General features: G+C 58.2%; 22 protein-coding genes, 4 tRNA genes, 1 pseudogene and 1 riboswitch. Of the genes and pseudogenes, 13 read left to right on the top strand and 14 right to left on the bottom strand.

All coding sequences use genetic code 11. From position 1 onward, the window contains the following. Positions 1-23 precede the first annotated feature (23 nt). The 6 genes from M5B43_RS06035 to uvrB all read right to left on the bottom strand — a co-directional run bounded on the left by M5B43_RS06035 (position 24) and on the right by uvrB (position 4604). A tRNA-Glu gene (locus tag M5B43_RS06035) sits at positions 24-99 on the bottom strand. Positions 100-177: 78 nt separating this feature from the next. Next, positions 178-253 (bottom strand) — tRNA-Ala (locus tag M5B43_RS06040). A gap of 50 nt (positions 254-303) precedes the next feature. Continuing rightward, positions 304-379: transfer RNA gene (locus M5B43_RS06045), tRNA-Glu, on the bottom strand. Positions 380-457: 78 nt separating this feature from the next. Continuing rightward, a tRNA-Ala gene (locus M5B43_RS06050) sits at positions 458-533 on the bottom strand. A gap of 147 nt (positions 534-680) precedes the next feature. After that, positions 681-2162, bottom strand: a complete 1482-nt coding sequence (gltX, locus tag M5B43_RS06055) for a glutamate--tRNA ligase (RefSeq protein ID WP_248749228.1) — start codon at positions 2160-2162, stop codon at positions 681-683. A gap of 426 nt (positions 2163-2588) precedes the next feature. Further along, positions 2589-4604: an excinuclease ABC subunit UvrB gene (gene uvrB / locus M5B43_RS06060; RefSeq protein WP_248749229.1), complete on the bottom strand. Its 2016-nt coding sequence runs from the start codon at positions 4602-4604 to the stop codon at positions 2589-2591. Positions 4605-4948: 344 nt separating this feature from the next. On the opposite strand from uvrB, the gene M5B43_RS06065 reads away from it, so the two are divergent. Both M5B43_RS06065 and M5B43_RS06070 read left to right on the top strand, forming a co-directional pair. Next, entirely contained in the window at positions 4949-6145 is a 1197-nt protein-coding gene (locus M5B43_RS06065) for an amino acid aminotransferase (RefSeq protein ID WP_145165990.1), read from the top strand. A gap of 101 nt (positions 6146-6246) precedes the next feature. After that, a complete protein-coding gene (locus M5B43_RS06070; protein WP_248749230.1) occupies positions 6247-6456 on the top strand; it encodes a hypothetical protein in 210 nt (69 codons plus the stop codon). Positions 6457-6464: 8 nt separating this feature from the next. Here M5B43_RS06070 and M5B43_RS06075 read toward each other — a convergent pair whose 3' ends face one another. Beyond that, the gene (locus M5B43_RS06075; protein WP_248749231.1) at positions 6465-7352 is read right to left on the bottom strand and encodes a LysR family transcriptional regulator; all 888 of its coding nucleotides are present in this window, start codon (positions 7350-7352) and stop codon (positions 6465-6467) included. 103 nt (positions 7353-7455) lie between these two features. Here M5B43_RS06075 and M5B43_RS06080 point away from each other — a divergent pair, with 103 nt between their 5' ends. From M5B43_RS06080 to M5B43_RS06105, 6 genes are all read left to right on the top strand, one after another. Next, entirely contained in the window at positions 7456-8847 is a 1392-nt protein-coding gene (locus tag M5B43_RS06080) for an aldehyde dehydrogenase family protein (RefSeq protein ID WP_248749232.1), read from the top strand. A gap of 190 nt (positions 8848-9037) precedes the next feature. Further along, complete coding sequence (locus M5B43_RS06085; RefSeq protein ID WP_248749233.1) at positions 9038-9781, top strand: hypothetical protein; 744 nt, start codon at positions 9038-9040, stop codon at positions 9779-9781. 129 nt (positions 9782-9910) lie between these two features. Then, positions 9911-10735, top strand: a complete 825-nt coding sequence (locus M5B43_RS06090) for a hypothetical protein (protein ID WP_248749234.1) — start codon at positions 9911-9913, stop codon at positions 10733-10735. A gap of 47 nt (positions 10736-10782) precedes the next feature. Continuing rightward, a riboswitch (cobalamin riboswitch) is annotated at positions 10783-10976 on the top strand. Between the two features lie 111 nt (positions 10977-11087). Further along, positions 11088-12098 (top strand): ABC transporter substrate-binding protein, encoded by a 1011-nt coding sequence (locus M5B43_RS06095; RefSeq protein ID WP_248749235.1) that lies wholly within the window; start codon positions 11088-11090, stop codon positions 12096-12098. Continuing rightward, positions 12095-13099 carry an iron ABC transporter permease gene (locus tag M5B43_RS06100; protein ID WP_248749236.1) on the top strand — a complete coding sequence of 335 codons (1005 nt, stop codon included), beginning with the start codon at positions 12095-12097 and terminating at the stop codon, positions 13097-13099. The genes M5B43_RS06095 and M5B43_RS06100 overlap by 4 nt, the downstream gene beginning before the upstream one ends. Beyond that, the gene (locus M5B43_RS06105) at positions 13096-13863 is read left to right on the top strand and encodes an ABC transporter ATP-binding protein (RefSeq protein WP_248749237.1); all 768 of its coding nucleotides are present in this window, start codon (positions 13096-13098) and stop codon (positions 13861-13863) included. The genes M5B43_RS06100 and M5B43_RS06105 overlap by 4 nt, the downstream gene beginning before the upstream one ends. Positions 13864-13907: 44 nt before the next feature. Here the strand turns inward: M5B43_RS06105 and M5B43_RS06110 are convergent, their stop codons facing one another. Both M5B43_RS06110 and M5B43_RS06115 read right to left on the bottom strand, forming a co-directional pair. Beyond that, complete coding sequence (locus M5B43_RS06110; RefSeq protein ID WP_248749238.1) at positions 13908-14858, bottom strand: alpha/beta hydrolase; 951 nt, start codon at positions 14856-14858, stop codon at positions 13908-13910. Next, positions 14858-15298 carry a TspO/MBR family protein gene (locus M5B43_RS06115; RefSeq protein ID WP_248749239.1) on the bottom strand — a complete coding sequence of 147 codons (441 nt, stop codon included), beginning with the start codon at positions 15296-15298 and terminating at the stop codon, positions 14858-14860. Before M5B43_RS06115 ends, M5B43_RS06110 begins: the two co-directional genes overlap by 1 nt. 195 nt (positions 15299-15493) lie before the next feature. Between M5B43_RS06115 and chrA the strand changes: the two genes are divergently transcribed. After that, positions 15494-16693, top strand: coding sequence for a chromate efflux transporter (gene chrA / locus M5B43_RS06120; RefSeq protein ID WP_248749240.1), 1200 nt, complete (start codon positions 15494-15496; stop codon positions 16691-16693). Here the strand turns inward: chrA and M5B43_RS06125 are convergent. After that, positions 16682-17254 carry a nucleotidyltransferase family protein gene (locus M5B43_RS06125; protein WP_248749241.1) on the bottom strand — a complete coding sequence of 191 codons (573 nt, stop codon included), beginning with the start codon at positions 17252-17254 and terminating at the stop codon, positions 16682-16684. The two genes, chrA and M5B43_RS06125, sit on opposite strands and share 12 nt — an antisense overlap. A gap of 435 nt (positions 17255-17689) precedes the next feature. Here M5B43_RS06125 and M5B43_RS06130 point away from each other — a divergent pair, with 435 nt between their 5' ends. Continuing rightward, positions 17690-17929: a DUF6124 family protein gene (locus M5B43_RS06130; protein WP_248749242.1), complete on the top strand. Its 240-nt coding sequence runs from the start codon at positions 17690-17692 to the stop codon at positions 17927-17929. Positions 17930-17999: 70 nt separating this feature from the next. Here the strand turns inward: M5B43_RS06130 and M5B43_RS06135 are convergent, their stop codons facing one another. Further along, positions 18000-18299: a hypothetical protein gene (locus tag M5B43_RS06135; RefSeq protein ID WP_248749243.1), complete on the bottom strand. Its 300-nt coding sequence runs from the start codon at positions 18297-18299 to the stop codon at positions 18000-18002. 118 nt (positions 18300-18417) lie between these two features. Beyond that, positions 18418-18651 (bottom strand): hypothetical protein, encoded by a 234-nt coding sequence (locus tag M5B43_RS06140; protein WP_248749244.1) that lies wholly within the window; start codon positions 18649-18651, stop codon positions 18418-18420. 784 nt (positions 18652-19435) lie between these two features. On the opposite strand from M5B43_RS06140, the gene M5B43_RS06145 reads away from it, so the two are divergent. Together M5B43_RS06145 and M5B43_RS06150 are read left to right on the top strand one after the other, a co-directional pair. Beyond that, entirely contained in the window at positions 19436-19954 is a 519-nt protein-coding gene (locus M5B43_RS06145; RefSeq protein ID WP_248749245.1) for a DUF2846 domain-containing protein, read from the top strand. 263 nt (positions 19955-20217) lie between these two features. Further along, a pseudogene (locus M5B43_RS06150) lies at positions 20218-20440 on the top strand (hypothetical protein). A gap of 449 nt (positions 20441-20889) precedes the next feature. On the opposite strand, the gene M5B43_RS06155 reads toward M5B43_RS06150, so the two are convergent. Both M5B43_RS06155 and M5B43_RS06160 read right to left on the bottom strand, forming a co-directional pair. Next, positions 20890-22173 carry a hypothetical protein gene (locus tag M5B43_RS06155; protein WP_248749246.1) on the bottom strand — a complete coding sequence of 428 codons (1284 nt, stop codon included), beginning with the start codon at positions 22171-22173 and terminating at the stop codon, positions 20890-20892. Positions 22174-22505: 332 nt separating this feature from the next. Next, a complete protein-coding gene (locus M5B43_RS06160) occupies positions 22506-23426 on the bottom strand; it encodes a LysR family transcriptional regulator (protein WP_248749247.1) in 921 nt (306 codons plus the stop codon). A gap of 138 nt (positions 23427-23564) precedes the next feature. Here M5B43_RS06160 and M5B43_RS06165 point away from each other — a divergent pair, with 138 nt between their 5' ends. Then, positions 23565-24488, top strand: coding sequence for a DMT family transporter (locus M5B43_RS06165; RefSeq protein ID WP_248749248.1), 924 nt, complete (start codon positions 23565-23567; stop codon positions 24486-24488). Positions 24489-24542: the final 54 nt, after the last annotated feature.

Raw genomic sequence — 24542 nt, forward strand, 5'->3', positions numbered from 1 at the left:
AAATCCCGCAGAGCGGGTAATCGTGGCGTCCCCTAGGGGACTCGAACCCCTGTTACCGCCGTGAAAGGGCGGTGTCCTAGGCCACTAGACGAAGGGGACACAAACCTTCTATACACTGATCAGGCTGAGACTGATCTGATTCAAGGATGGAGTGGCCAAAACCTTGAACCTGTAAATTGGTGGAGCTAAACGGGATCGAACCGTTGACCTCTTGCATGCCATGCAAGCGCTCTCCCAGCTGAGCTATAGCCCCAGATTTTTCGTCTCGCGACGCAGCAGACCTTTCGAACTGCTTGTTGAAACTGGCGTCCCCTAGGGGACTCGAACCCCTGTTACCGCCGTGAAAGGGCGGTGTCCTAGGCCACTAGACGAAGGGGACAAAACCTTCTATACAACGGATCAGAGCTGAGACCTGATCAATTCAAGGACGGTGTGGCCAGACCTTGAACCTGTAAATTGGTGGAGCTAAACGGGATCGAACCGTTGACCTCTTGCATGCCATGCAAGCGCTCTCCCAGCTGAGCTATAGCCCCTCATCGGTGAGGACGGGGCGAATCTTAATGGCGGTTTGAAAGGCTGTCAAATTTATTTTCAACAATTTTCAAAATTTTTTGCCGGGATAACAATCACTTACCGTTAAAACCCCGGAAAGCCGGGGTTTTAACGTAACAACAGCTTACTCAGGCGATAGCACCCAGCAGCTTTTCCCACTCTTTGTTTTCTTTCTTCGAAACACCACCAAGCAAATCAAGGGCTTGGCGCAAACGGAAACGTGTCAGGTCCGGCCCCAGAATTTCCATCGCATCGAGTACCGACACCGAACTGGCATGCCCGGTGATCGCGGCAAACATCAGCGGCATGGCATCGCGCAGTTTCAGCTCGAGGGACTCGACTACCGCCTGGATCGTCGCAGTGATGGCATCCTTCTCCCACTGGCGCAGGCTTTCGAGCTTCCACAGAATCAACTGCATCAGTTGACGAACCTGATCGCCCGAGAGCTTCTTGGATTCAAACAACTTGGCATCCGGATTCACGCCACCGGCAAAGAAGAAGCTGGCCAGCGGAGCGACCTGGCTGAACGTCTCCACCCTGCCCTGCACCAATGGTGCAATCTTCATCATGTATTCCGGGTTCAACGCCCACTGCTGCACACGGCTGGCGAACTCTTGCACCGGCAAGTCACGCAACCACTGGCCGTTGAGCCACGACAGTTTTTCGATGTCGAAGATCGGCCCACCGAGGGAGACGCGGGACAGGTCGAAGTTGTCGACCATTTCCTGCAGGGAGAACTTCTCGCGCTCATCCGGCATCGACCAGCCCATGCGGCCCAGGTAGTTGAGCATCGCCTCGGGCATGAAGCCCATGCGCTCGTAGAAGGTCACCGAAGTCGGGTTCTTGCGCTTGGACAGCTTGCTCTTGTCGGGGTTACGCAGCAGCGGCATATAGCACAACTGCGGCTGCTCCCAACCGAAGTACTCATAAAGCAGGATCAGCTTCGGCGCCGACGGCAGCCATTCTTCACCCCGCAACACGTGGGTGATGCCCATCAGGTGATCGTCCACCACGTTGGCCAGGAAGTACGTCGGCAGGCCGTCGGTCTTCATCAGCACTTGCATGTCCATGCGGTCCCACGGGATCTCGACGTCACCGCGCAGCATGTCCGGCACCACGCACACGCCTTCGCTCGGCACCTTCATGCGGATGACATGGGGTTCGCCTGCGGCCAGACGTCGGGCCACTTCTTCCTTGGACAACAGCAGCGCGCGGCCATCGTAACGCGGGGTTTCGCCCCGTGCTTGCTGTTCAGCACGCATCTGGTCCAGCTCTTCAGCGGTGCAGAAGCAGGGGAAGGCATGGCCCATGTCGACCAACTGCTGGGTGTACTGCTTGTAGATGTCGCTGCGCTCGCTCTGACGATACGGGCCGTGCGGGCCACCCACGTCCGGGCCTTCGGCCCAGGTAATCCCCAACCAGCGCAAGGCATCGAAAATCTGCTGTTCCGACTCACGGGTCGAACGCAGTTGATCGGTGTCCTCGATCCGCAGGATGAATTCACCGCCATGCTGCTTGGCAAAGCAGTAGTTGAACAAGGCAATGTAAGCAGTACCGACGTGGGGATCCCCAGTAGGCGATGGCGCGATGCGCGTGCGGACGGTGGTCATGGCAGGTCTCGAATGGGCGATAAAACTGAAAATTGAAACAAGGGGCGAATGGTAACAGCCTGGGTGATTTCTGGAAAACCGAGGCGCGGCCATCGGGGGCAAGCCCTGCTAATGCCTGTCAGTTAAGAAGGAACACTATCACTGTGGCGAGCGGGCTTATTGTGGCGAGCGGGCTTGTCCCGCGTTGGGCTGCGTAGCGGCCCCAAAAGCTGTCTCTGCGGGGTATCGGGTACACCGCATTCGTCCTTCTTTGGGGGCGCTACGCGCCCAACGCGGGACAAGCCCGCTCGCCACAGGTTACCGGTTGCTCGTTCTAGCGCTTAACTGACTGGCATTGGGGCAAGCCCCCTCCCACATTTGGCCGTGTTCACAAATCAAAGTGTGGGAGAAGCTTGCCCCCGACGAGACCGCTGGAGTCACCGCAGATCAAACCGCCAGCAGGCGCTCACGCAACTTGCCAATCTCATCCCGGGTCTGCGCTGCCGCTTCGAACTCCAGGTCCCGCGCCAGCTGGTACATCTTCTCTTCCAACTGCCGGATACGCTTGGTGATCTCACTCGGCGAACGCAATTCGTTTTCGTACTTGGCGCTTTCCTCGGCGGCCTTGGCCATGCCCTTGCGCTTCTTGCTGCGCGAACCGGGCACGGTGGCGCCTTCCATGATGTCGGCGACGTCCTTGAACACGCCCTTGGGCGTGATGCCATTGGCCAGGTTGAACGCGATCTGCTTGTCGCGCCGGCGCTCGGTCTCGCCGATCGCGCGCTCCATGGAGCCGGTGATGCGGTCTGCATACAGGATCGCCCGGCCATTGAGGTTACGCGCCGCACGGCCAATGGTCTGGATCAGCGAGCGCTCGGAGCGCAGGAAGCCCTCCTTGTCCGCATCCAGAATCGCCACCAGCGACACCTCCGGCATGTCCAGGCCTTCGCGCAGCAGGTTGATCCCCACCAGCACATCGAAGGTGCCCAGGCGCAAGTCGCGAATAATCTCCACGCGTTCCACGGTGTCGATATCCGAGTGCAAGTACCGCACACGAACGCCGTGGTCGGCCAAGTAGTCGGTCAAGTCTTCGGACATGCGCTTGGTCAGCGTGGTGACCAGCACTCGCTCTTCCAGGGCTACGCGCTTGGTGATTTCCGAGAGCAGGTCATCGACCTGGGTCAGTGCCGGGCGAATTTCGATTTGCGGGTCTACCAGCCCCGTCGGACGCACCAACTGCTCGATCACGCGCCCGGCATGCTCGGCCTCATAGTTGCCTGGCGTGGCAGACACGAAGATCGTCTGCGGGCTGATGGCTTCCCACTCATCAAACCGCATCGGCCGGTTGTCCAGCGCCGACGGCAGGCGAAAGCCATACTCCACCAGCGTCTCTTTACGGGAACGGTCGCCCTTATACATCGCACCCACCTGCGGCACACTGACGTGGGATTCGTCGATCACCAGCAAGGCATCCGGCGGCAGGTAATCGTAGAGGGTCGGCGGCGGCGCCCCGGACTCACGGCCCGAGAGGTAGCGCGAGTAGTTTTCGATGCCGTTGCAGTAACCCAGTTCCAGGATCATCTCCAGGTCGAAACGGGTGCGCTGCTCCAGGCGCTGGGCCTCCACCAGTTTGTTGTTGGAACGCAGGTATTCCAGGCGCTCGGCCAGCTCGACCTTGATACCCTCGACAGCGCCCATCAGGGTTTCACGCGGTGTCACGTAATGGCTTTTCGGGTAGAACGTGAAGCGCGGCAGTTTGCGAATGACCTCGCCGGTCAACGGGTCGAAGGCCGAAAGGCTTTCGACTTCGTCGTCGAACAGCTCGATGCGGATCGCCTCCAGGTCGGATTCCGCCGGGTAGATGTCGATCACATCACCGCGCACACGGAACGTCGCACGGGCGAAATCCATGTCGTTACGGGTGTACTGCAAACTCGTCAGGCGACGCAGCAGTTCGCGCTGGTCGAGCTTGTCGCCGCGGTCAACGTGCAGCACCATCTTCAAATAGGTTTCCGGGCTGCCCAGGCCGTAGATGCACGACACCGTGGTGACGATGATCGCGTCCTTGCGCTCCAGCAACGCCTTGGTCGCCGACAGCCGCATCTGCTCGATGTGGTCGTTGATCGACGCATCCTTCTCGATAAAGGTATCGGAGGACGGCACATAGGCTTCGGGCTGGTAGTAGTCGTAGTAAGAAACGAAGTATTCCACCGCGTTGTTCGGGAAGAACGCCTTGAACTCGCCATACAACTGCGCCGCCAGGGTCTTGTTCGGCGCCAGCACCAGGGTGGGTCGGTTGATCTGCGCGATCACGTTGGCGATGCTGAAGGTCTTGCCTGAACCGGTCACCCCCAGGAGCGTCTGGTGCGCCAGGCCGGCTTCGATGCCTTCGACCATCTGGCGAATGGCTTCCGGTTGATCGCCGGCGGGTTCGAAGCGGGTGACGAGCTGGAAATCCGACATAACGTACCTCGTGAAGTCACCCCAGACTTGACACCGCCAGGGACGAAATAGCTCAGCAACCCGCGAATAATCATCGCAGGTTGCAGGAAAAAACCATGATAGCTGTAGAAGTGGTGGCGAATGTGACGGGTTTCAAGGCAATCGTCCTACCCGGCGCTCAGGGATCAATATTGCAATAAGACTAACGGTCAGCAAATAAACCGAAAAACTTGGCCGAAAAGCCGTTTCGGTTGTCGCTCTCAGCCGTGATGGCCTCTATACTAGCTCCCCGTTTGTGCACCGCTCTAGTGCATTCGGCTGGAGCGCGACACGTCCCTCCCTTCCCCCATAGAGCTGCCGCAAAAATGAGCCTGTTCTCCGCTGTCGAAATGGCACCACGCGATCCTATCCTGGGCCTCAACGAAGCATTCAACGCCGATACACGAACCACCAAGGTCAACCTTGGCGTGGGCGTTTACTGCAACGAAGAGGGGAAGATTCCACTCTTGCGTGCCGTTGCCGAAGCGGAAGCCATTCGCGTGGCCCAACACGCCGCCCGTGGCTACCTGCCGATTGACGGTATCGTTGCCTATGACCAGGCGGTGCAAAAACTGCTGTTCGGCGCAGATTCCCCGCTGCTGAGTGCTGGCCGTGTCATCACCGCACAAGCCGTCGGTGGCACCGGCGCCCTGAAAATCGGTGCCGACTTCCTCAAGCAACTGCTGCCCAATGCCGTGGTTGCCATCAGCGACCCAAGCTGGGAAAACCACCAGGCGCTGTTCGAAAAAGCCGGTTTCCCGGTGCAGACCTACCGCTACTACGACGCCGCCACCCACGACGTCAACCGTGCCGGCCTGCTCGAAGACCTCAACGCCCTGCCGCCACAATCGATCGTGGTGCTGCACGCCTGCTGCCACAACCCGACCGGCGTGGACCTGAGCCCGGCCGACTGGCAAAACGTGCTGGATGTGGTCAAGGCCAAGAACCTGGTGCCGTTCCTCGACATGGCCTACCAAGGCTTTGGCGATGGCATCCACGAAGACGCCGCTGCCGTGCGCCTGTTCGCTGAGTCTGGCCTGACCTTCTTCGTTTCCAGCTCGTTCTCCAAGTCGTTCTCCCTGTATGGCGAACGTGTGGGCGCGCTGTCGATCGTCAGCGAATCCAAGGAAGAAAGCGCGCGCATCCTGTCCCAGGTCAAGCGTGTGATCCGCACCAACTACTCCAACCCGCCGACCCACGGCGCGGCGATTGTGGCTGCAGTGCTGAACAACCCTGAACTGCGCGCCCAGTGGGAGGCCGAGCTGGCCGAAATGCGCCTGCGCATCCGTGGCATGCGTGAGCAGATGGTGGCCGAACTGGCCAAGGCGGCTCCAGGCCACGACTTCAGCTTCGTCGGCCGCCAGCGTGGGATGTTCTCCTATTCCGGCCTGACCGTTGAGCAAGTCACCCGCCTGCGCACCGAGTTCGGGATCTACGCACTGGACACCGGCCGCATCTGTGTGGCGGCGCTGAACCAGTCGAACATTGGCGCGGTGACCCAGGCGATTGTTCAGGTGCTGTAAGCCTGCAAGCGTCATACGAAGGGGGAAGCCAATGGCTTCCCCCTTTTTATTGGCGAACACACTAGACTGAACCCCAACTGCCCCTTTGCTGTGAGAGCCCTATGAGAAACGACGACCTGGACCTGCGCGCCGACCGCGACGAACTGCATGACTACACCCCGCGCACACCACACGCCAAGCGCCAGAAGAGCCTGGTGCTGCAAGTGGCACTCGGTGTCTTCCTCGGCGGCCTGGCCCTGTGGCTGGTGCAGTTGGGCGCGACAGCGTTGCTGGCGAAACTGGCGATGGGCACCTTCCAATTCGGCGGCTAGCTCCCCGGTCATTGCGCGTTGGCGGATGCCAGCGTCAAACCTCGCTCTTCCAGCAACTTCACAAAACTGTTCAAACTCTGCGACACCGTACCCCGGCGCCAAATCAGCCAGGTGTGCAAGATCCGGAAGTTATCCGTCAACGGCCACACACTCACCGCCGCAAACCCCGGCATGCTCTCCAGCATGCTACGCGGCATCAGCGCCAGGCCGGCACCGGCGCTGACACAGGCGAGCATGCCGTGGTAAGACTCGATCTCGAAGATCTTGCCCGGTACCGCGCCATCCTGAGCGAACCAACGTTCAAAATGGTGCCGGTACGAACAGTTGGAGCGAAACGTATAGATGTTCTCGCCATTCACCTCCCGCCCCCGGGTGATCGGCGCATGGTGCAGCGGCGCAATCACCACCATCTCCTCCTCAAACACCGCCACACCCTCTAGCGTGGAATGCAGCACCGGCCCATCGACAAAGGCCGCCGTCAGGCGCCCGGCCAGCACCCCCTCGATCATGGTGCCCGACGGCCCCGTGCTCAGGTCCAGCTCGACCTTGGTGTGCTTCTGGTTATACGCCGCGAGCAACGCGGGAATGCGCACGGCCGCCGTGCTCTCCAACGAACCGAGAGCAAATGCGCCCTGGGGCTCCTCCCCCGCCACGGTCGCGCGAGCCTCTTGGACCAGGTCGAGAATGCGCCGCGCATAGCCGAGAAAATTCCACCCCGCCGGTGACAAACGCAAACGGCTCTTCTCGCGAATAAACAACGCCACGCCCAAATCCTGCTCCAGTTGCTTGATACGGGTGGTCAGGTTCGACGGCACCCGATGAATCAACTGCGCAGCGGCGCTGATGCTGCCTTGCTCGGCAACGGCCTTGAAGATTTCCAGCTGCACCAGATCCAAGTCATTCTCCAATCGTGAATGTGTTGCTTAATATTATTCAGTTTCCAGAAAAGATACAGCTCCGTACGCTGGCCTCATTCCACGCCTTCAGCCGGACGGTGCCATGAACGCTATTTCCCACCTGACCCACGCCCTGTCGATCAACCCCGCCACGGGCGAAACAGTCGGCAGCTACCCCTACGAAAGCGCGTCCCAACTGGATGCAGCCCTCGACCGTTCCACCACCGCCTTCCGCACCTGGCGGCGCCAGCCGGTCGGGCAACGCGCCGAACGGCTCTTGGCCCTGGCCAGCGCCCTGCGTGAACAAGCCGAAGACATGGCGCAAATGATCACCCTGGAAATGGGCAAACCCATCGCCCAGGCCCGCGCCGAAGTCGAAAAGTGCGCGCAACTGAGCGAGTGGTACGCCGCCCACGGCCCCGCCATGCTCGCCCCGGAGCCCACCCTGGTGGACAACGGCAGCGCCCAGATCGAATACCGCCCCCTGGGCCCGATCCTCGCCGTGATGCCGTGGAACTTCCCGGTGTGGCAAGTGCTGCGCGGCGCCGTGCCGACGCTCCTTGCCGGCAACACCTACGTGCTTAAACACGCACCGAACGTCATGGGCAGCGCCTACCTGATCCAACAGGCATTGCGCAAAGCCGGCTTTGCCGATGGCGTGTTCGAAGTGATCAACGTGACCCAGGACGGCGTCTCCAACGCTATCGCCGACCCACGCATCGCCGCCGTGACCCTGACCGGCAGCGTGCGCGCCGGTATCGCCATCGGCTCCCAGGCGGGGGCGGCGCTGAAAAAGTGCGTGCTGGAACTGGGGGGCTCCGACCCGTTTATCGTGCTCAACGACGCCGACCTCGACGCCGCTGTGCAGGCGGCGGTGATCGGCCGCTTCCAGAACAGCGGCCAGGTCTGCGCCGCCGCCAAGCGCCTGATCATCGAAGCAGGTGTGGTGGAAGCGTTCACCGCCAAATTCCTCGAAGCCAGCCGCGCGCTGGTCATGGGCGACCCCACCTCAACCGCCACCTACATCGGCCCCATGGCCCGTTTCGACCTGCGCGACGAACTGCACGGCCAGGTCCAGGCTACTCTGGTAGAAGGCGCCACTCTGCTGCTGGGCGGCAACACCGTCAGCGGTGCCGGCAACTACTACGAACCCACCGTACTGGCCAACGTCACCGACCAGATGACCTCGTTCAAACAGGAACTGTTCGGCCCCGTAGCCTCCATCATCACCGCCCGCGACGCCGAGCACGCCGTGGCCCTGGCCAACGACAGCGAATTCGGTCTGACCGCCAGTCTCTTCACCAACGACCCGGCGAAAGCGCGGGATATCGCCAACCAACTGGAAACCGGCGGGGTGTTCGTCAATTCGTTTAGCGTGTCCGACCCTAGGGTGGCGTTCGGGGGCGTGAAGAAAAGCGGCTTTGGGCGCGAGTTGTCGCACTTTGGCGTGCGCGAATTCTGCAATGCGCAGACGGTGTGGCTGGATCGCAAGTAAGGCGAACAGTCATGGGCGCCACGGCGACAGGTGTGGCGCCCAGCACGCAAGACAAGCGTGTCGACACAGTGATGCCACATTGATATCATTCACCCTGGCTCTGTGACTTCTCGAAATGTCGGGCGACGCACTCGCACTCAGCCCTGAACTTACGCCCCACGCGTCACCTGAAAACCCAACAAGGATGTTAATGTTGCGCTGGTTAAAAAACCCCTATCTCGTGGTTTTAGTGTTGTGGCTGAGCGCCATTGCGCTAACCTATCTGTCGTCAAATGGACTGGTGGCCGCTGCCACCATCTTCTTTACCGGACTTCTGCCCTTTATATTCATTTGGTTATGGCTCGCCGTATCAAACACAGGGATAAGTGTACGCAGCTATTTTTCGAAATGGCACACAGGCATACTGTTAACCTGGCTTATTTTTATTTACTCGATTTTCGCAAAACAATGGGCGGCGGCACTCATCAATGAGATCTTTCATATTGATGCCAACAGCCTGGGCATAACTTATACCTTGTTAGCCGCGCTCTTTGCGCCCTTCGGCCTGCTCTATCAAGAAAGTTTCCTGGCGAGCCTATGGAGTGCGTTCATCATCGTTTCGGTGTGTATGGCGGGCATAATACCCATCCTGTTGATTTTGCCGGTTGCCTTCAAGAAACTGGCTAAATTCACACTGTTAGTTTTTGCGGTTGCGTTTTTTTCATCTGTTTTTATTGGCATCACCGCCAACTTGTCCGCCCACAAACAGATGCTCGTTGAGAAGTTCGCGCTCTGGGCCGACTTCAACGCACACCACTTATGCAGCGATGACTGGGCCAGCACAGCGGAAAGTGTAGTATTTCTAGGCGGCAACCGAGTACTGGCTTACTTCCCGAAAAATCCTGATGGCCGTCGGTTCATGCCAAAAACATGTAACTTTGGAAAAAATATTTAGCACCGTCATTGACGGTCAACGAAAATGGGGCGACGACAAATCTTCCGGTGGATCCTTTGCCTGAAACCCCAGCAGAGTGGCGCCCTGACAGCACCTTGACTGACAACCGCCCTAGAAGGATCCCCGTAAATGCCCTCGATGATAAACGCCCAACCGCTTACTGAGTACCTTCGCCCTCTGTTGAAAGATGCAGAGGTTTACTACGACTGGCCGTTTAACCTAGCACGCGCCGAGGAAGTCTCCGGAGTCAGCTTTTCCGAGGGGGACAGCTGGCTCTATAAGTTGAGTATTTTAAAGTCTGCCTTAAGCGAGCAACTTCGCAACAGTGAAGACCCCACCCTTCACCTCAAGGTGGCAAAATACTTCATCTCTGAATGGGGCGGTGTCGCAGGCAACAAGCAGTTAGAGCGCATCGTAGAGACGACTCGTCTACGCGCGGAAAAGGGAAAAGCTTACTTTGATGACATCTCGATGGATGGTATTAGTAGTTGGTCAAAATATTTGACACTCCTGCATGACTGGGCCCCCATCTACGATTCTCGCGTCAGCTATTCGATTAACGTCATTAACTTCATGGCAGGCAACACAAGTCAATTCTACGCAATGCCGGCGGGCCGCAGCCCACGACTCAACCTCATTGACATAGAGACCTTATTTGTCCTGCCACTGGTTACCAAAGGGCGCATCAACGAGCAGCACCTGCAACATCCGCACTTTTCTGCCCGCAGCAAGAAAATATTTCACATTGCCGCAGATAAAACCTATAGCGCCTATATAAAACTGCTCGATGAAACGGCCCTGAACCTCGCGAATGAGATGCCATCCAACCCAAAACTCAACCTCAGCGGCCGTCATATCATTGAGGCAATGCTGTTCGCGATGGCACCGACGAAAATACTCTCGGACCTGATGTCACATTTAGCAAAATCCGCGAACACATCGCCGATTCGCTGACGGATGCGCCTCACACACCACTGGAACTCCCCCCTACGTCCCGCAATCGACTACCATACCGCGCCGGTTCCCAAACGGGACTAATAGGGAATTCGAAGCGCGGTACCCGCGTTAATCGAAACTGCCCCCGCAACTGTAGGTGCTGAGCCTGCTCCACACTGCCACTGGGCCTTGCCCGGGAAGGCGGGAGCGAGGCGACGACGCATCAGTCAGGAGACCTGCCGGCCCAGCACAATCACGACCGGCGGGGTGTCCGGGAAGGACATCCTGGCCCTGCACCGGCAGCGTTCAAGGGCGTATTTCCGAACCGTACCTCCCCCGCTACACGTAGGGTTCACACGGAGATCGCCCCATGCTGCCACGCCTTACCGCCCTGATGACCGGCCTGGGTTGCTGTGCCCTGGCCCAAGCGATGCCGACTCACTACCCGCTGACGCTACAGAACTGCGGCAGCACCCTCACGTTCCAGCAGGCGCCCGCGCGTAGCGTGACTATCGGTCAGGCCGCCACTGAAATGCTGTACGCCTTGGGCGTGGCCAATAACGTGGTCGGCACCTCGCTGTGGTTCAACAGCGTTCTGCCACAGTTCAAGGCGCAGAACGACCACATCGAACGCCTGGCCAACAACGAGCCGAGCTTTGAAGCGGTGGTTGCCAAGCGCCCGCAACTGGTGGCGGCCGAGCTGGAATGGGTGGTAGGCCCGCAAGGCGTGGTGGGCACCCGCGAACAGTTCCATGAACTGAAGATCCCCACTTACCTGCTGCCCTCCGACTGCGAAGGCAAGGACAACCTGGTCGGCGCCGACGGCACGCGGCTGGAACCGTTCCGCATCGAAACGCTCTACAAGAGCATCAGCCAACTGGCGCAAATTTTTGATGTGCAGGATCGCGGCCAACAGCTCAATGATGAACTCAAGGCGCGCTTGGCCCAGTCCGTCGCCACCGCGCAGGGCAAAGGCTTGAAGCAAGCGAGCGCACTGGTGTGGTTCTCCAGCGCCGAACTGGCCAGCGACCCGTACGTGGCCGGCCACAAGGGCATTCCCGAATTCATGCTGCAAACCCTCGGCCTGCGCAACGTGGTGCAGTCCGATGAAGAATGGCCCGCCGTCGGCTGGGAAACCCTCGCCAAGGCCAACCCGACCTTCCTGGTGATTGCGCGCATGGACCGCCGTCGCTACCCCGCCGACGACCATGAAAAGAAACTCGCCTTCCTGCGCAGCGACCCAGTGACCCGCAACATGGACGCGGTGAAAAACAACCGCATCATCATCCTCGACGCCCTGGCGCTGCAGGCGAGCCTGCGCACATTCGATGGCCTGGAACAACTGGCCAAAGCCATCGACGGCTACGACCTGGCTCAATGATGCGCACCCTATTCGCCCTGGCACTGCTGCTGATCGCCCTCCTCGCGGGTGTTGCCATCGGTGAAACCACCATCGAACCGCAGGTGGTCGTGCAGGTGCTCGCCAACAAACTCTGGGCGGCCGGCTACGTGGTCGACCCCATCGACGAAGGCGTGGTGTGGAGCTACCGTCTGACCCGCGCCCTGGTGGCCGCCGCCTGCGGTGCGGGCCTGGCGACGTGCGGGGTGATCCTGCAGTCGCTGTTGCGCAACCCATTGGCCGATCCTTACTTGCTGGGCATCAGCGCCGGGGCGTCAACCGGCGCGGTACTCGTGGCCTTGGTCGGGGTGGGCGGCGGGCTGGTGTCACTGTCGGCGGGCGCATTTGTCGGGGCCATGGCCGCGTTTGCGCTGGTGATGCTGCTCGCTCGGGCCAGCGGCTCATCCAGTGGCACCGGTCAGATCATCCTCGCCGGCATCGCCGGCTCGCAGTTGTTCAATGCCCTCACCGCCTTCCTCATCACCAAATCGGCCAGCTCCGAACAGGCGCGCGGCATCCTGTTCTGGCTGCTGGGCAACCTCAGCGGCGTGCGCTGGCCCTCCGTGTGGCTGGCGGTGCCCGTGGCGGTTGCGGGCCTGGCGGTCTGCCTGTGGTACCGCCGCGCGCTGGATGCGTTCACGTTCGGCAGCGACTCGGCAGCTTCCCTCGGCATCCCGGTGCGCCGCGTCCAGTTTGTGCTGGTGGGGTGTGCTGCATTGGTGACGGCGGTGATGGTCTCGATTGTCGGCTCGATCGGCTTTGTGGGCCTGGTGATTCCCCATGCCGTACGCCTGCTGGTTGGCACCGGGCATTCACGCTTGCTGCCGGCCAGCGCCTTGGGCGGCGCGTTGTTCCTGATTGCCGCCGATGTGCTGTCACGCACCTTGATCAAGGGCCAGGTCATTCCCGTGGGCGTGGTCACCGCCTTGGTGGGCGCACCGGTATTTGCGCTGATCTTGATCGGCCGGAGGAATGCACGGTGACGGTATTGAGTTGCAGCGGCCTGGGCTTCAAGGTGCGCGACGCCGAGTTGCTGCGTGATATTCACCTTGAGGTTCAGCGGGGAGAAACACTGGGCATCGTCGGGCCGAACGGTTCCGGCAAATCCACCCTGCTCAAACTGCTCGCCGGCGTGCGCACACCGGCCAGCGGCGAAGTGCGCTTGGGTAGCGAACGCCTCGGTGCTCTGTCCCGCCGCGCGATCGCGCAACAGGTGGCGGTGGTAGAGCAACAGGCCGACACCGATGATGCCATCCGTGTCTTCGACGCCGTGGCGTTGGGACGCACGCCATGGTTGTCGGCGCTGAGCCCGTGGTCCGGCGAGGACGACACCATCGTGCATCAGGCACTGCATGACGTGGACGCTAGCCACCTGAGTAAGCGTGCCTGGCGCAGCCTCTCCGGCGGTGAACGCCAACGCGTACACATCGCCCGCGCCCTGGCGCAACGGCCGCAGATTCTGTTGCTGGATGAACCGACCAATCACCTGGATATCCAGCATCAGTTAGCAATATTGAAGGGCGTGCAGGCGTTGCCGGTGACCACGTTGATTGCCCTGCATGACCTGAATCAAGCGCTGACCTGTGATCGCTTGGCCGTACTGGAACGCGGGCAGCTAGTGGCCCTGGGCAAACCGCTGGACGTACTCACGCCACAGCGGTTACAAGTTACCTTCGGTGTGCAGGCGCATTACCTGACGGACCCGTTTGATGGCGCGCAAATCTTGCGGCTGCTCCCGCTCAGTTAAGCGCTCGAGCGGGCAACCGCAGAGCTGTGGGGAGGTGTACCTCTTTAACTGCTCGGCATTAGCCGTGACTGAAACGTGCGCGCCGATATCCAGCGGCGGCTATAGGCCAACACGTTATCGGCCATCGCCACCGGAAAATGGATAAACCCATGAGCGGATTCCGGCAGCAGGTGCGCCTCAACCTCCGCTACCGCTGCCCAGCGCTCGGCCATCAACAGCGTGTCGTCTTTCAGCGGGTCCAAGTCCCCCACGAACATCAACGCCGGCGGCAACCCTTCAACGTCGCCATACAACGGTGATAACGGCGGCCGTCGACGCGCGTCATCGCTCAGCCCTGGCGTCAGCATGCGCAACGCCTCGACCATTCCCGGCCCATCCAATAGCAATGTCTGCGGCCCAGCCTCACGCACGCTCGGCGTGCCGGTCAAATCGTAAACCCCGTAATACAGCACCGCCCCACTCACTCGCTTGAGCAAATCCGGCCATTGCTTGAGCGCCAGCAGCGTCGCCGCCGCCAGGTGCCCGCCGGCCGACTCCCCGACAAAGATCACCGGCAGGTCGGCAAACTCCGGACAATCACCCAACAGCCAACGCGCGGCCGCCAAACAATCGTCCATCAGCCCCGCGACCGGCGTGTTGACCGCCAGCCGATAATCCACCGACACCACCGCCACACCGCACGCCCGGACCATGCCCAGGTTCAGGTCGTCATCCATCTGCGCATTGCCGATCACCCAGCCGCCGCCGTGGATATCCAGCACCACGCCTTTGGCCTTGCCTTCCGGCCGCAGGATGCGCACGGGCACACCCCCCACTCGCCGGTTTTCGGCGGCAGGCGCCTTTTTCAACCGTTGACTGGCCAACAACAGCGCCTGGATCAAACGCGGTGTGATGCGATTACGGATCTTGAAACGCGGCAGCCAGGCGAGCTTTTTATTGAAGCGGCGCATCTGGACCAGCTCGGGCTCGCTGGCAGGCCAACGTGTGTGAGCCATCAGCGGTTATTACGCAAAATCGAGAAATTCAACGCCGCCGCCACACTCAACCACGCCAGGTACGGAAACAGGATCAACCCGGTGATCACGTCCAGCCGCAACGCCAACAGCACCATCGCCGCCACCACCAGCCACAACAGCACGATGACCACCATCCCGGCAAAAACCTGATGGGCACCGAAGAACACCGGCGTCCACAGCGTGTTCAACGCGATCTGCGCCGCCCACAACCCCAGCGCCAGTTGGCTACCGGGAATCAGGGTGAGGCGGTAGCCGGCCCAGGCGAGCAGCAGATAGATCAGCGTCCAGGCCACCGGGAACAGCCAGTTGGGCGGTGTGAAGCGGGGTTTGACGAGGGATTCGTACCACGCGCCGGGTTTGAAAATAATGCCCGTACTGGCCGCGGCGCCGCAGGCAATGAGGAAAATAAGAAAGATCATGGTCTGTCCTTGGCTGCGATCAGCTGTGATGAATGGGAGGGCCTTTTCGCTGCCCTTTCAATGACTCAAATACACCCGTATAAATTCAATCCTCATGGCTACCGGCGCACATAGCCGCCTCTTCTGCACGTCATCAAAACCCGCTAGGGTGCCACTACACCTTAGCGCGTTTTACCTTGATCGAGACCTCCCGACTTGACCACCCTACCCCCTGATCACCGCGCCGGCCCCTGGGCGGTGTTCCTGATCTTCCTGCGCCTGGGCCTCACCTCTTTCGGCGGCCCAGTGGCCCACCTGGGTTACTTTCGCGACGAGTTCGTCACCCGACGGCGCTGGCTGGACGAGCGCAGCTATGCAGACCTGGTGGCGCTGTGCCAATTTTTACCCGGTCCGGCCAGCAGCCAGGTGGGCATCGCGCTGGGTATGTCCCGCGCCGGTTACCGCGGTGCCGCCGCCGCGTGGGCGGGCTTCACGCTGCCTTCGGCGATGGCCCTGATCCTGTTTGCGCTGGGCCTTTCCCACTACGCTAACGGCCTGCCCAATGGCGCGCTGCAGGGCCTCAAGGTGGTCGCGGTGGCCGTGGTGGCCCAAGCCGTCTGGGGCATGGCGCGCAACCTGTGCCGTGGCACGGCCCGCGTGGCCCTGATGTTGAGCGCGGCGTGTGCGGCGCTGCTCATGTCATCTGCCTGGGGCCAAGTCGGCGTGATCGCCACGGCCGCACTAGCCGGCCTGCTGCTGTTCAAACCCGAGCCCACGGGCGCGCCAGCCCCGCTGCACATCCCCATCCGCCGGCGTGCGGGCGCGATGTGGCTGGGGCTGTTCGGGGTGTTATTGGTGGGGTTGCCGCTCCTGGCACAATCGACGGCCCTGCACAGCGTGGCCTTGGTGGACGCCTTCTACCGCTCCGGCTCGCTGGTGTTTGGCGGTGGCCATGTGGTGCTGCCGTTGCTGCAAGCCGAAGTCGTGCCCACGCAGTGGGTGAGCAATGACGTATTCCTTGCCGGCTACGGCGCGGCACAAGCCGTACCCGGCCCACTCTTCACCTTCGCCGCGTTCCTCGGTGCCTCGATGAACCAGGCCCCGACCGGCGTACTGGGCGGCGTGATGGCCCTGCTGGCGATCTTCGCCCCTTCGTTCCTGCTGATCTTCGGCGCGCTGCCCTTCTGGGCCAGCCTGCGCCAAAGCCCGCGCGCGCAAGCCGCACTGGCCGGCGTCAACGCGGCAGTCGTGGGGCTATTGTTGGCGGCGCTGTACCAGCCGGTATGGACCCACGCGATGTTCACCGGCTACGACTTCGCCCTGGCGCTGGTGGCCCTGATCGCACTGATGTTCTGGAAGCTGCCGCCATGGCTGGTGGTCATCGGCTGCGGCGTGCTGGGCGGATTATGGGGCTGAACCCGGCTCCACGATCTTGAGCCAAGGCCAGCGTGCCTGATAACTCTTGGCCTTGGGGTAAAACAACGCCGGTTCCGCATGCAGCGGATTGATGCGCAGCACGCCCTGTTCCACATCCTCCAGGCCGTAGGGCGCGTACACCTCACCCGAGGCAATCTCCAGCGCAATGCAGGTGCCCGCCACCAGGTAACGGTCGACCCCTTGCCTGGCCGAGTGCAACTGCGGGTACGGCCGACCAAAGCGCTGCGGGTACCACAGGTGGACACGCGCCTGGTTCTTGACCTCGACATTGACGCCCAGGTCCTGGAACAGCGCCTGCGCCCTACGGATCACCTCGTCTTCGGCCTCGTAGGACACGTCTTCGTCGAAGTAGAAAACGTCATAGTCCTTCACGCCCTGAGCGGCAGGCAGATTCGCTTGATGGTTCCACACCGCCTGGAACAGACAACCCGCCGTCAACAGGCACTGCTCCACACCGAGGGCCGGCAGGCGCGCGGTGATTTCAGCGTTGGTGGGGTTGGCCATGGCCAGTTGGCGCAAGGTGTCGACGGTCAATGTCATGGGCTGTCCTTCGACGTCGGTGCTTTCCTGGGAAGCTGACTGTACAACAGGTTGTCGGACAGTTTCGTTAAGGGCTGTTTTTTATACGAGCGGGACAGGGATGTAGGCGTTTTCCGTTAAGCGCGCAATATGGCGTCAGCACCTTGCTCCATTGCCTACGCCTGCGTCAGAATCCGCCGGCTTGTGCGCTGGGGTGGCCGTCTCTAAGGTGGCTCGGTCGCTGAATCTCTCAGTGATCGGGTTTAGTAGCCTGAGTTGGGTATTGAAAGTGCTTAAGCGTCATCGATCAGACATCGTGTCTGCGCTTGATGGTGGCTGTGCGTAGGGCGCCTTCGGGTGCGCCGGCTTTGATATCCACCGGTCTACTAACCTGCGTACAGCTGCCACCTTTTTGTTTAGTAGCGACAGGGTGGCAGCCAAAACCAGGATATCGTTATGCCTCAAGCAAAATCCGATTCAACCACCCTCTTCACCGTCGCTCCCGACGCCAGCAACGAAACCCTCATCACCAACAGCTACGAAACCTTCACCAGCGTCAGTACCCTGCTGCTCGACCTGTCCGAAGACCTGAGCGGCAAACACCGCGACATCGCGCTGGCTATTCACCAACTGAGCGAACTGGGCGTCCTGCTGACGGCCAAACTCCTCGACCGAGAAGCGCCCTGCCCTGGCTGACCAGTAGAACCGCCGCATCACTCGCCGCGTCGTTGTAAGCGACCTACAACGACGCGGCGATGAGCCTGTGTCAATTCACCCCGGGGTAGCTTTCCACGTATTGAATGGTGAAGTCAGGATAGGAATCGACAATCTGGAGCTTGTAGTCGGGGTAGCTATCGACTGTTTTCCATTTGCCAACTGAATCAGGGTAGCTCTCGACCTTCTGCACTTTGAGATCGGGGTACTGGTTCACCACTTTGACCTTGTAGTCGGGGTAGCTATTAACGAACTGGATCTTGCCGTAGATCTTCGAAACATCAACCTTCGTATCGGCAAAAGCACAGACAGTGCAGCCCAACAGCAGTGACGCAACGACAACTTTAAACATGACAGCCTCATCCTGAGAAAGGTAAAGCCCGCAGTCTAAAGCCCCCCGCGCAAACTGTCTCAAGAAACAAAACGCACTGGCGGCCCCGCCGAAGCTCAAACCGCCCCCCCCCCGATGATCAGCCTTTCAACTCCCCCGCCCGATGGCTCGCCGCATCGTCGTAAGCCACATACAACGACTCGGCGATTTGGCTTTTGATGGCTTTAGTAGACTCCAGTCCCAAAACAAACCCTTCAGCCTTGCCGCCAGCGCGGTTGAGTTCTTCATGGGTGGACGCGCCGGTGATGGCGTCGAGGAGTTTGGCGGCGTGAGGACCTACGCCTTTGGGGAGAGAGATTTGGTCGATGGACATGGCGATACCTTCAAGGGTGGAGATCGGTAGCGCGTGGAACCACTGCCGGGGGAGGCATGGTAGACCGGTTGGCAGGGAAAGGGGGGCTCTTGGTCGATAGTGTTTTTCAGGAAGGGCTGCAATTGGCCGATTCTGTTGAAAAAGTCGGTTTGCCCAAACTGCTCGAATACTGATGGGTGAAACTCCCATTTTTTCACGCTGCTACGTGAAATCCGAGTCCCGCAGCCTCTGCTGAAGGTAAGGATTTCAATCTCAGACGCATACTTTTCAGCCATGGAAGCCAGGCCGGACTTTTTCAACAGAATCGGTCGTAAGCAGCCTCTCGCTACGTCGCATCGCTCACACCCCGATTGTGTAGGAGTATGTGCTGGACTTGGGGAGATATTCCTGTGATTACTGGCTCTGACACACGTCCACGGCAGGTTGCATAAATGCATAATGGGCATTAGTTGGCATAGAATGGCGTATGGTTTGCCCCATTTTTGCCCCATTGCAGCCAGTACATTCCGACACAGTGTTGGGTGTAGACCAACCGAAACTAGGGGTTCTAATATCTGAGTGAATAAAGGGGACGCTCTGATTGGTTGTGGGCTGGCAGTGTTCTTGTGTAGGTTTCCGTCCACCGCTTTTTGTCATTGAGTTGGTTGATTATTGCTAGCGTGACACTGTCCGGCTAGCGCAACATCGCATAAATGATCTCGGAGGGATAGGGGACCGCAATTAGTTAGCCCCCTATGCCACCTAACATTTTTCTAAGCATAAGAAAGTCAAGGGAGAACCTCTGATGTTCCGTATATTTTTGTCTGTTTGCCTGATGGGCATGTTAAGCTTGCTGCAAGGTTGCTCTAGCGGTCCATCATTAGACCATCAGCCTTATTATCGGGGGCCGGCAGAAGCAAATACGGATAGCGCAACTGTCTACGTTTTTCGTCCGGTACACAGTGCTGCTCGCCGCATAACCCTGTATATAAAACTTGATGAGCAGCAAGTGGCAGAGTTACCTTCTGGTGGATATCTGCAGCTCAAACTGCCAGAGGGCACCCACCTCTTTGAGGCTAACACTCCGCCGTTAGGTGGTTCCTATATCGGAGACCGTTTCAATCTCACCGTCAAAAAAGGCAACGTATATTTCATTGCCGGCGAAATCCGTGAAACGCCCCCTTCTGACGATCAGACGCTTGGTATTGTTAAGGATGATCTCTTTGGTGGACGGCGGCTTTTTTTCCGCTGGGCCATGGTCCCGCAAGAAATGGCTGAGAAGAGGATGAGTTTTTGCCGTCTTGTGCCTCCTATGCCAATTTAGAGCTCTATCGGAATTGCTAGCGTGGAACGGTATCAATAAACAGACCCCATGTAAGAATCCCTTCCCCTAACGCGGATAGGGATTCGCCCCTCAAGCACGCCAATGATTGATCGGGCGTAGCCCTCCCCCAACACCCCGGTCTCACGGGTTTAGCTGTTACAACCCTTTTGCGTTGTAGCAATTTCTAAGCAAGTTAAAATCACTGCCTGACAAGGGCACTACCGGTACTATGCTTGTACTTTTTCTCAGAAGGAGCCGCCGCCATGCTTGGTGATTATTCGCTTTCCGATGCACTTGAGAGGATGTACACCAACCAACTATTCGTGGAGGCAGACTTAATGGAGTCTGACACTGCACCTGGAACAACAAGGCTCGTCAGAGATTGGGAATAACGTTCGTGGTGCGCTTGACACGATTAGTGAAAACGCCGGCTACATCAAACAGGGTTTAGCCAAGCTCAAAGGCTCGAGTTCCGGCCAAGCCTAGCCATCCCAGGTTTGCAGGCGGTCATCCCAACGCGGGCAGCGTAAGGTGCTGGCAGGCAGCAATCGGCCGATTCTGTTGAAAAAGTCCGGCCTGGCTTCCATGGCTGAAAAGTATGCGTCTGAGATTGAAATCCTTACCTTCAGCAGAGGCTGCGGGACTCGGATTTCACGTAGCAGCGTGAAAAAATGGGAGTTTCACCCATCAGTATTCGAGCAGTTTGGGCAAACCGACTTTTTCAACAGAATCGGTCGAAATCAGCAGTTCGCGACATGCCGTTTTCGACTCAAGGCGAAGTCCCAGCAGTGAGCCGTAACAATTGACGCTCGCCCCAGCCCTTAGAATTTAACGACAAAGCCTTATAGTTAAGGCTTGCCTATATCGGGCAGGACCGAGGACCTACCTTTTAGAAACTAAGCATGTCGAAAATGATAAGAAATTATAAATTTAGTCTACTCTTGTGGAAGGCAAGCAAGGGAAAAGTATTCTCGGATAAGTTCTTTGTTGTTGAAATGCGAATCTAGAATTTGAAATATGAAGTGGCGATCTGAGTATTTGTAATCAAATGGAATTCTTGCATTGTCAATCTTGAATGTTTTGCATTTTTTATGGCCTTTCTGTTTCGGGTTGGTTTGTCTATTTATATATTCATCTAGAGTATAAATAATATACTCATGATCCAAGTGACTTATAAAAAAATCACTCTCTCCTTTAGTTAGCTCCAAATGAATTACTTGAGTTACTACACAGCCATCCCTCTCTGGGAAATCGCGATAAAGCTCCTCAAAAGTGATGCTTGATTTTTTGTGATCCACATGAATCCACAGACTATCATCAAAGCATTTCGAGTTATAAAATTTAGAGAATTTAGGTAGTTCTAGTGCTCTGAAGCTGAAAAAAGATCCGTACTCGAGATTTTCTAATGACGGTACGGCTTTTGCAATCGTTCCTATCCTGAAGGAAATTTCGCGGACATAACCTTTATCTATTAAGCTCTCAAGAGCGAGCAACACATCGCGCGGTACATGAATGGTGAAATGAATTCCCGTTCGTTTCTCTATCAGCGTCTGGCTGTCTTTTTGGTTGCAAATAATAAGGTTTTCGTCTAGTGAAATCAGGTCGTATTTTAAAAACTGAGCATCCTGCTCAAGAAGATTAACGCCTAAAGTTCTATATGTGTCCAGCAGTAGCTGCTGGGTTTCCTTACTGTCGAATAAATCGAAGATGAAATTTTCATTCATGATGCGGGACTTATAGCGCTCGTACAGAAAAGCTGTAACGCTGTACAAGCTATAAAGCTTGTTTACATAGTGAGTTGCCTCTGCAAGGCCAATTTCTTGCTCTTGCATAACTCTTGTGGCTAGATGGAGCTTGGTGTCTTCAAATCTTGGGTTTGAGTCCAGCCAATTAATATATTCATCGATATCTTTTATTGAGAGCATTTCTTCGAGACAAGGAAGTTGAGACTCGTAAAAGTACGAAGGTTTGCATGCATGTTCGCATATTTTAATTTCAGCCAGAATTGAGTCGCGCTCAGCGCTGGCAATCGCTCTAAACGTCTCCATGTAATTACTTTGAAAATCTGGCAGGGTGAGTTTTACTCTAAGAGCAAAGAATATCTCATCAATAAGGAGAGGATTTCCTGTGATGAATAATACCTTTATTATACCGTCAAATAATTCGCTTTCAGATCTGATCCTATCTGCAGTGCTGACTGATTCAAACAAATTATCCATTTTTGCCTGCTTATGTATTGGTGGCAGTAGAAGTATATATTGATAAAGTGGAGCGATAATTAATTTAATTTGTGGGCAAATACCCAACTCTAACCTGATCGAAAGGCCGTCTTTGACCAATTCTGTTGAAAAAGTCGGTTTTCTCAAGCTGCCAAAAAAACTATCGGTGAAAGCGCCTCTTAGCACGCCGCTACGTGAAATTTCAGTCGAAGTGCGTCTGACAACATTCTGGATTTCAATCTCATACGCTTACTTTTTTGTGCTGGAACCTATGGCCGACTTTTTCAACAGAATTGGCCAAAAGCAGTCCTTCCTCCCGTGCCCTCTATGCTCTACCCAGCGCCACCGGTGGGCTTGAAGACGCTGGCGGTGGTTTGCCTGATCTGCTCTCGCAGCCATCGGTGAACAGGCTCGGTATCGTGCCGGGGATGCCAGCTCATGGCGATGCTGACCTGCGGCGTAACGACCGGCAACGCGAAGATATGCAACTGGCTGGAGTGAGCGCTCCAACGCGCGAATGGCTCGGGTATGGCAGCGATGAAATCTGAACTCATGGCCATGGCCATGGCCGCCTGGAACGATGGAACCACCAGGGCCACGCGACGCTTGGCGTTTACCGCTGCCAAGGCATGATCAATCGGGCCATCGGCCACTCCGCGCCGCGACGCATTGACATGGGGCCAGGCAATGAACCGTTCTACATTGATGTTCTCAAGCCTGGCCAAAGGGTGATCTGCCCTTACCACGCCCATGAACTGTGCCCTCAGCAGTGTCTGAGTCTTGATTTCCGGCGCGTCGCCATCGAGCACACCCAAGTCCAGGTCCACCTCGCCACTGCGCAACGCTTCCATGCTTTTCTTGGGGCGCAATACGAACCGCAGGGTAATCCCCGGTGCCAGCTCAAGCAGCCGAGCACACAGCGCCGCAGCCCATGTCCCGATCACGCCATCGCTGGTACGCAAGGTAAAAGTACGCTCGACGTGGGCAAGTTCGATGTCCGGCGGCGCGAGAATGCTCCGCACTTCTTCAATCAGAGTACGCACCCGCTCACGCAGATCCAGCGCCCGCTGGGTAGGCACCAGCCCTCGCCCTGCCTGTACAAATAACGGATCACCCAAGGCGTGCCGCAAATGCGCGAGGCGACGGCTCATCGCGGGGGCACTCAGGTTCAGGCGCCTGGCAGCGCCAGCAACGCTGCCCTCGCTGAGCAATGCGTCCAGGTCGATCAAATGGTTGAGGTCGAGATTTTTCATGATGATTGCACCTGAGCAAATGAGCGCCGCCAGTCAACCACTGCAAATAACGCACGCATAGGTTGCTATCGTTGCAATTTATTTAATCAATAGGTTTGGCAAAAATCCACCGGACTCGTTCTTATCAAGGTTTCGAACATGCCAGACTCGTCCAGCCTCCCCGTCACCCGCCGAGCGTCCATCACGGGCACTTTTACCGCCTCGCTGGCACCGCTGTGCGCCGTCGTCATCTGGGCCGGCAATACCATCGTCACCAAAGCCGCCGCCGTCGCCATCCAGCCAGCCTCGATTGTGTTCTACCGGTGGCTGCTGGCTTTTGCACTGCTGAGCCTGTTTGCCGGCAAGGGCGTGTGGCACAACCGCCACGTGGTGGTGCAGCACTGGCCCAAACTGATGGTGTTGGGCGTGCTGGGCATGGCGGTGTATCAAGGGCTGGCCTATCAGGCGGCATTGACCACATCCGCTATCAACATGGGCGTGCTGGTGTCGCTGGCACCGCTGATGTCCGCGCTGCTGGCCTGCGCCATCGCGCGTGAGGCCGTGCCGGTACGCACGCTCACTGGCGCCCTGGTATCCCTGACGGGACTGATCTGGCTGACAAGCCGAGGGCAGCCCATGAGCCTGCTCCAGCAAAACCTTCGACCGGGCGACGGCCTTATGCTGATCGCCATCTTCGCCAATTCGTTGTACGGCCTGCTGCTCAAACGCTGGACTCTGCCACTTTCAACCTGGCAGCAACTGCACGTGCAAGTAGGGTTTGGCGTGCTGGTGACGTTGCCGGTCTGGCTGGCGAGTCCTATCTCCCAGGTAACCGTCAGCAATGCACCCCTGATTCTTTACGCGGGCATCGCCGCGTCGATCGGCGCGCCGTTTTTCTGGATGAAGGGGGTACAGCACTTGGGCGCGCCAAAGGCTTCGCTGTACTTGAACCTGGTTCCAGTAATGGTGGCCGCGGTGGCCTGCATACTGTTGGGAGAGCGCATGCACGCCTACCACGCTATAGGCGGTGCACTAACCTTGATGGGCGTGGCGGTGGGGTTGCGAAAGAAGAAATTCGGCTGACGAGCCGATAAACTTCAGGTTTAACGTAGATGCGCATACTTCAATTCTGGTGAA

The organism is Pseudomonas sp. MWU15-20650 (genome assembly GCF_023242475.1).
Taxonomy (GTDB): domain Bacteria; phylum Pseudomonadota; class Gammaproteobacteria; order Pseudomonadales; family Pseudomonadaceae; genus Aquipseudomonas.

What these genes read in the sequence shown, in the direction of transcription:
- M5B43_RS06165 (WP_248749248.1), top strand. Translation starts at nt 23,565, where the DNA reads ATGCCAGACTCGTCCAGCCTCCCCGTCACCCGCCGAGCGTCCATCACG.
- M5B43_RS06130 (WP_248749242.1), top strand. Translation starts at nt 17,690, where the DNA reads ATGCCTCAAGCAAAATCCGATTCAACCACCCTCTTCACCGTCGCTCCC.
- M5B43_RS06095 (WP_248749235.1), top strand. Translation starts at nt 11,088, where the DNA reads ATGCTGCCACGCCTTACCGCCCTGATGACCGGCCTGGGTTGCTGTGCC.
- M5B43_RS06160 (WP_248749247.1), bottom strand. Translation starts at nt 23,426, where the DNA reads ATGAAAAATCTCGACCTCAACCATTTGATCGACCTGGACGCATTGCTC.
- uvrB (WP_248749229.1), bottom strand. Translation starts at nt 4,604, where the DNA reads ATGTCGGATTTCCAGCTCGTCACCCGCTTCGAACCCGCCGGCGATCAA.
- M5B43_RS06140 (WP_248749244.1), bottom strand. Translation starts at nt 18,651, where the DNA reads ATGTCCATCGACCAAATCTCTCTCCCCAAAGGCGTAGGTCCTCACGCC.
- gltX (WP_248749228.1), bottom strand. Translation starts at nt 2,162, where the DNA reads ATGACCACCGTCCGCACGCGCATCGCGCCATCGCCTACTGGGGATCCC.
- M5B43_RS06155 (WP_248749246.1), bottom strand. Translation starts at nt 22,173, where the DNA reads ATGGATAATTTGTTTGAATCAGTCAGCACTGCAGATAGGATCAGATCT.
- M5B43_RS06080 (WP_248749232.1), top strand. Translation starts at nt 7,456, where the DNA reads ATGAACGCTATTTCCCACCTGACCCACGCCCTGTCGATCAACCCCGCC.
- M5B43_RS06110 (WP_248749238.1), bottom strand. Translation starts at nt 14,858, where the DNA reads ATGGCTCACACACGTTGGCCTGCCAGCGAGCCCGAGCTGGTCCAGATG.
- M5B43_RS06090 (WP_248749234.1), top strand. Translation starts at nt 9,911, where the DNA reads ATGCCCTCGATGATAAACGCCCAACCGCTTACTGAGTACCTTCGCCCT.
- M5B43_RS06085 (WP_248749233.1), top strand. Translation starts at nt 9,038, where the DNA reads ATGTTGCGCTGGTTAAAAAACCCCTATCTCGTGGTTTTAGTGTTGTGG.
- M5B43_RS06115 (WP_248749239.1), bottom strand. Translation starts at nt 15,298, where the DNA reads ATGATCTTTCTTATTTTCCTCATTGCCTGCGGCGCCGCGGCCAGTACG.
- M5B43_RS06100 (WP_248749236.1), top strand. Translation starts at nt 12,095, where the DNA reads ATGATGCGCACCCTATTCGCCCTGGCACTGCTGCTGATCGCCCTCCTC.
- M5B43_RS06135 (WP_248749243.1), bottom strand. Translation starts at nt 18,299, where the DNA reads ATGTTTAAAGTTGTCGTTGCGTCACTGCTGTTGGGCTGCACTGTCTGT.
- M5B43_RS06070 (WP_248749230.1), top strand. Translation starts at nt 6,247, where the DNA reads ATGAGAAACGACGACCTGGACCTGCGCGCCGACCGCGACGAACTGCAT.
- M5B43_RS06125 (WP_248749241.1), bottom strand. Translation starts at nt 17,254, where the DNA reads ATGACATTGACCGTCGACACCTTGCGCCAACTGGCCATGGCCAACCCC.
- M5B43_RS06145 (WP_248749245.1), top strand. Translation starts at nt 19,436, where the DNA reads ATGTTCCGTATATTTTTGTCTGTTTGCCTGATGGGCATGTTAAGCTTG.
- M5B43_RS06065 (WP_145165990.1), top strand. Translation starts at nt 4,949, where the DNA reads ATGAGCCTGTTCTCCGCTGTCGAAATGGCACCACGCGATCCTATCCTG.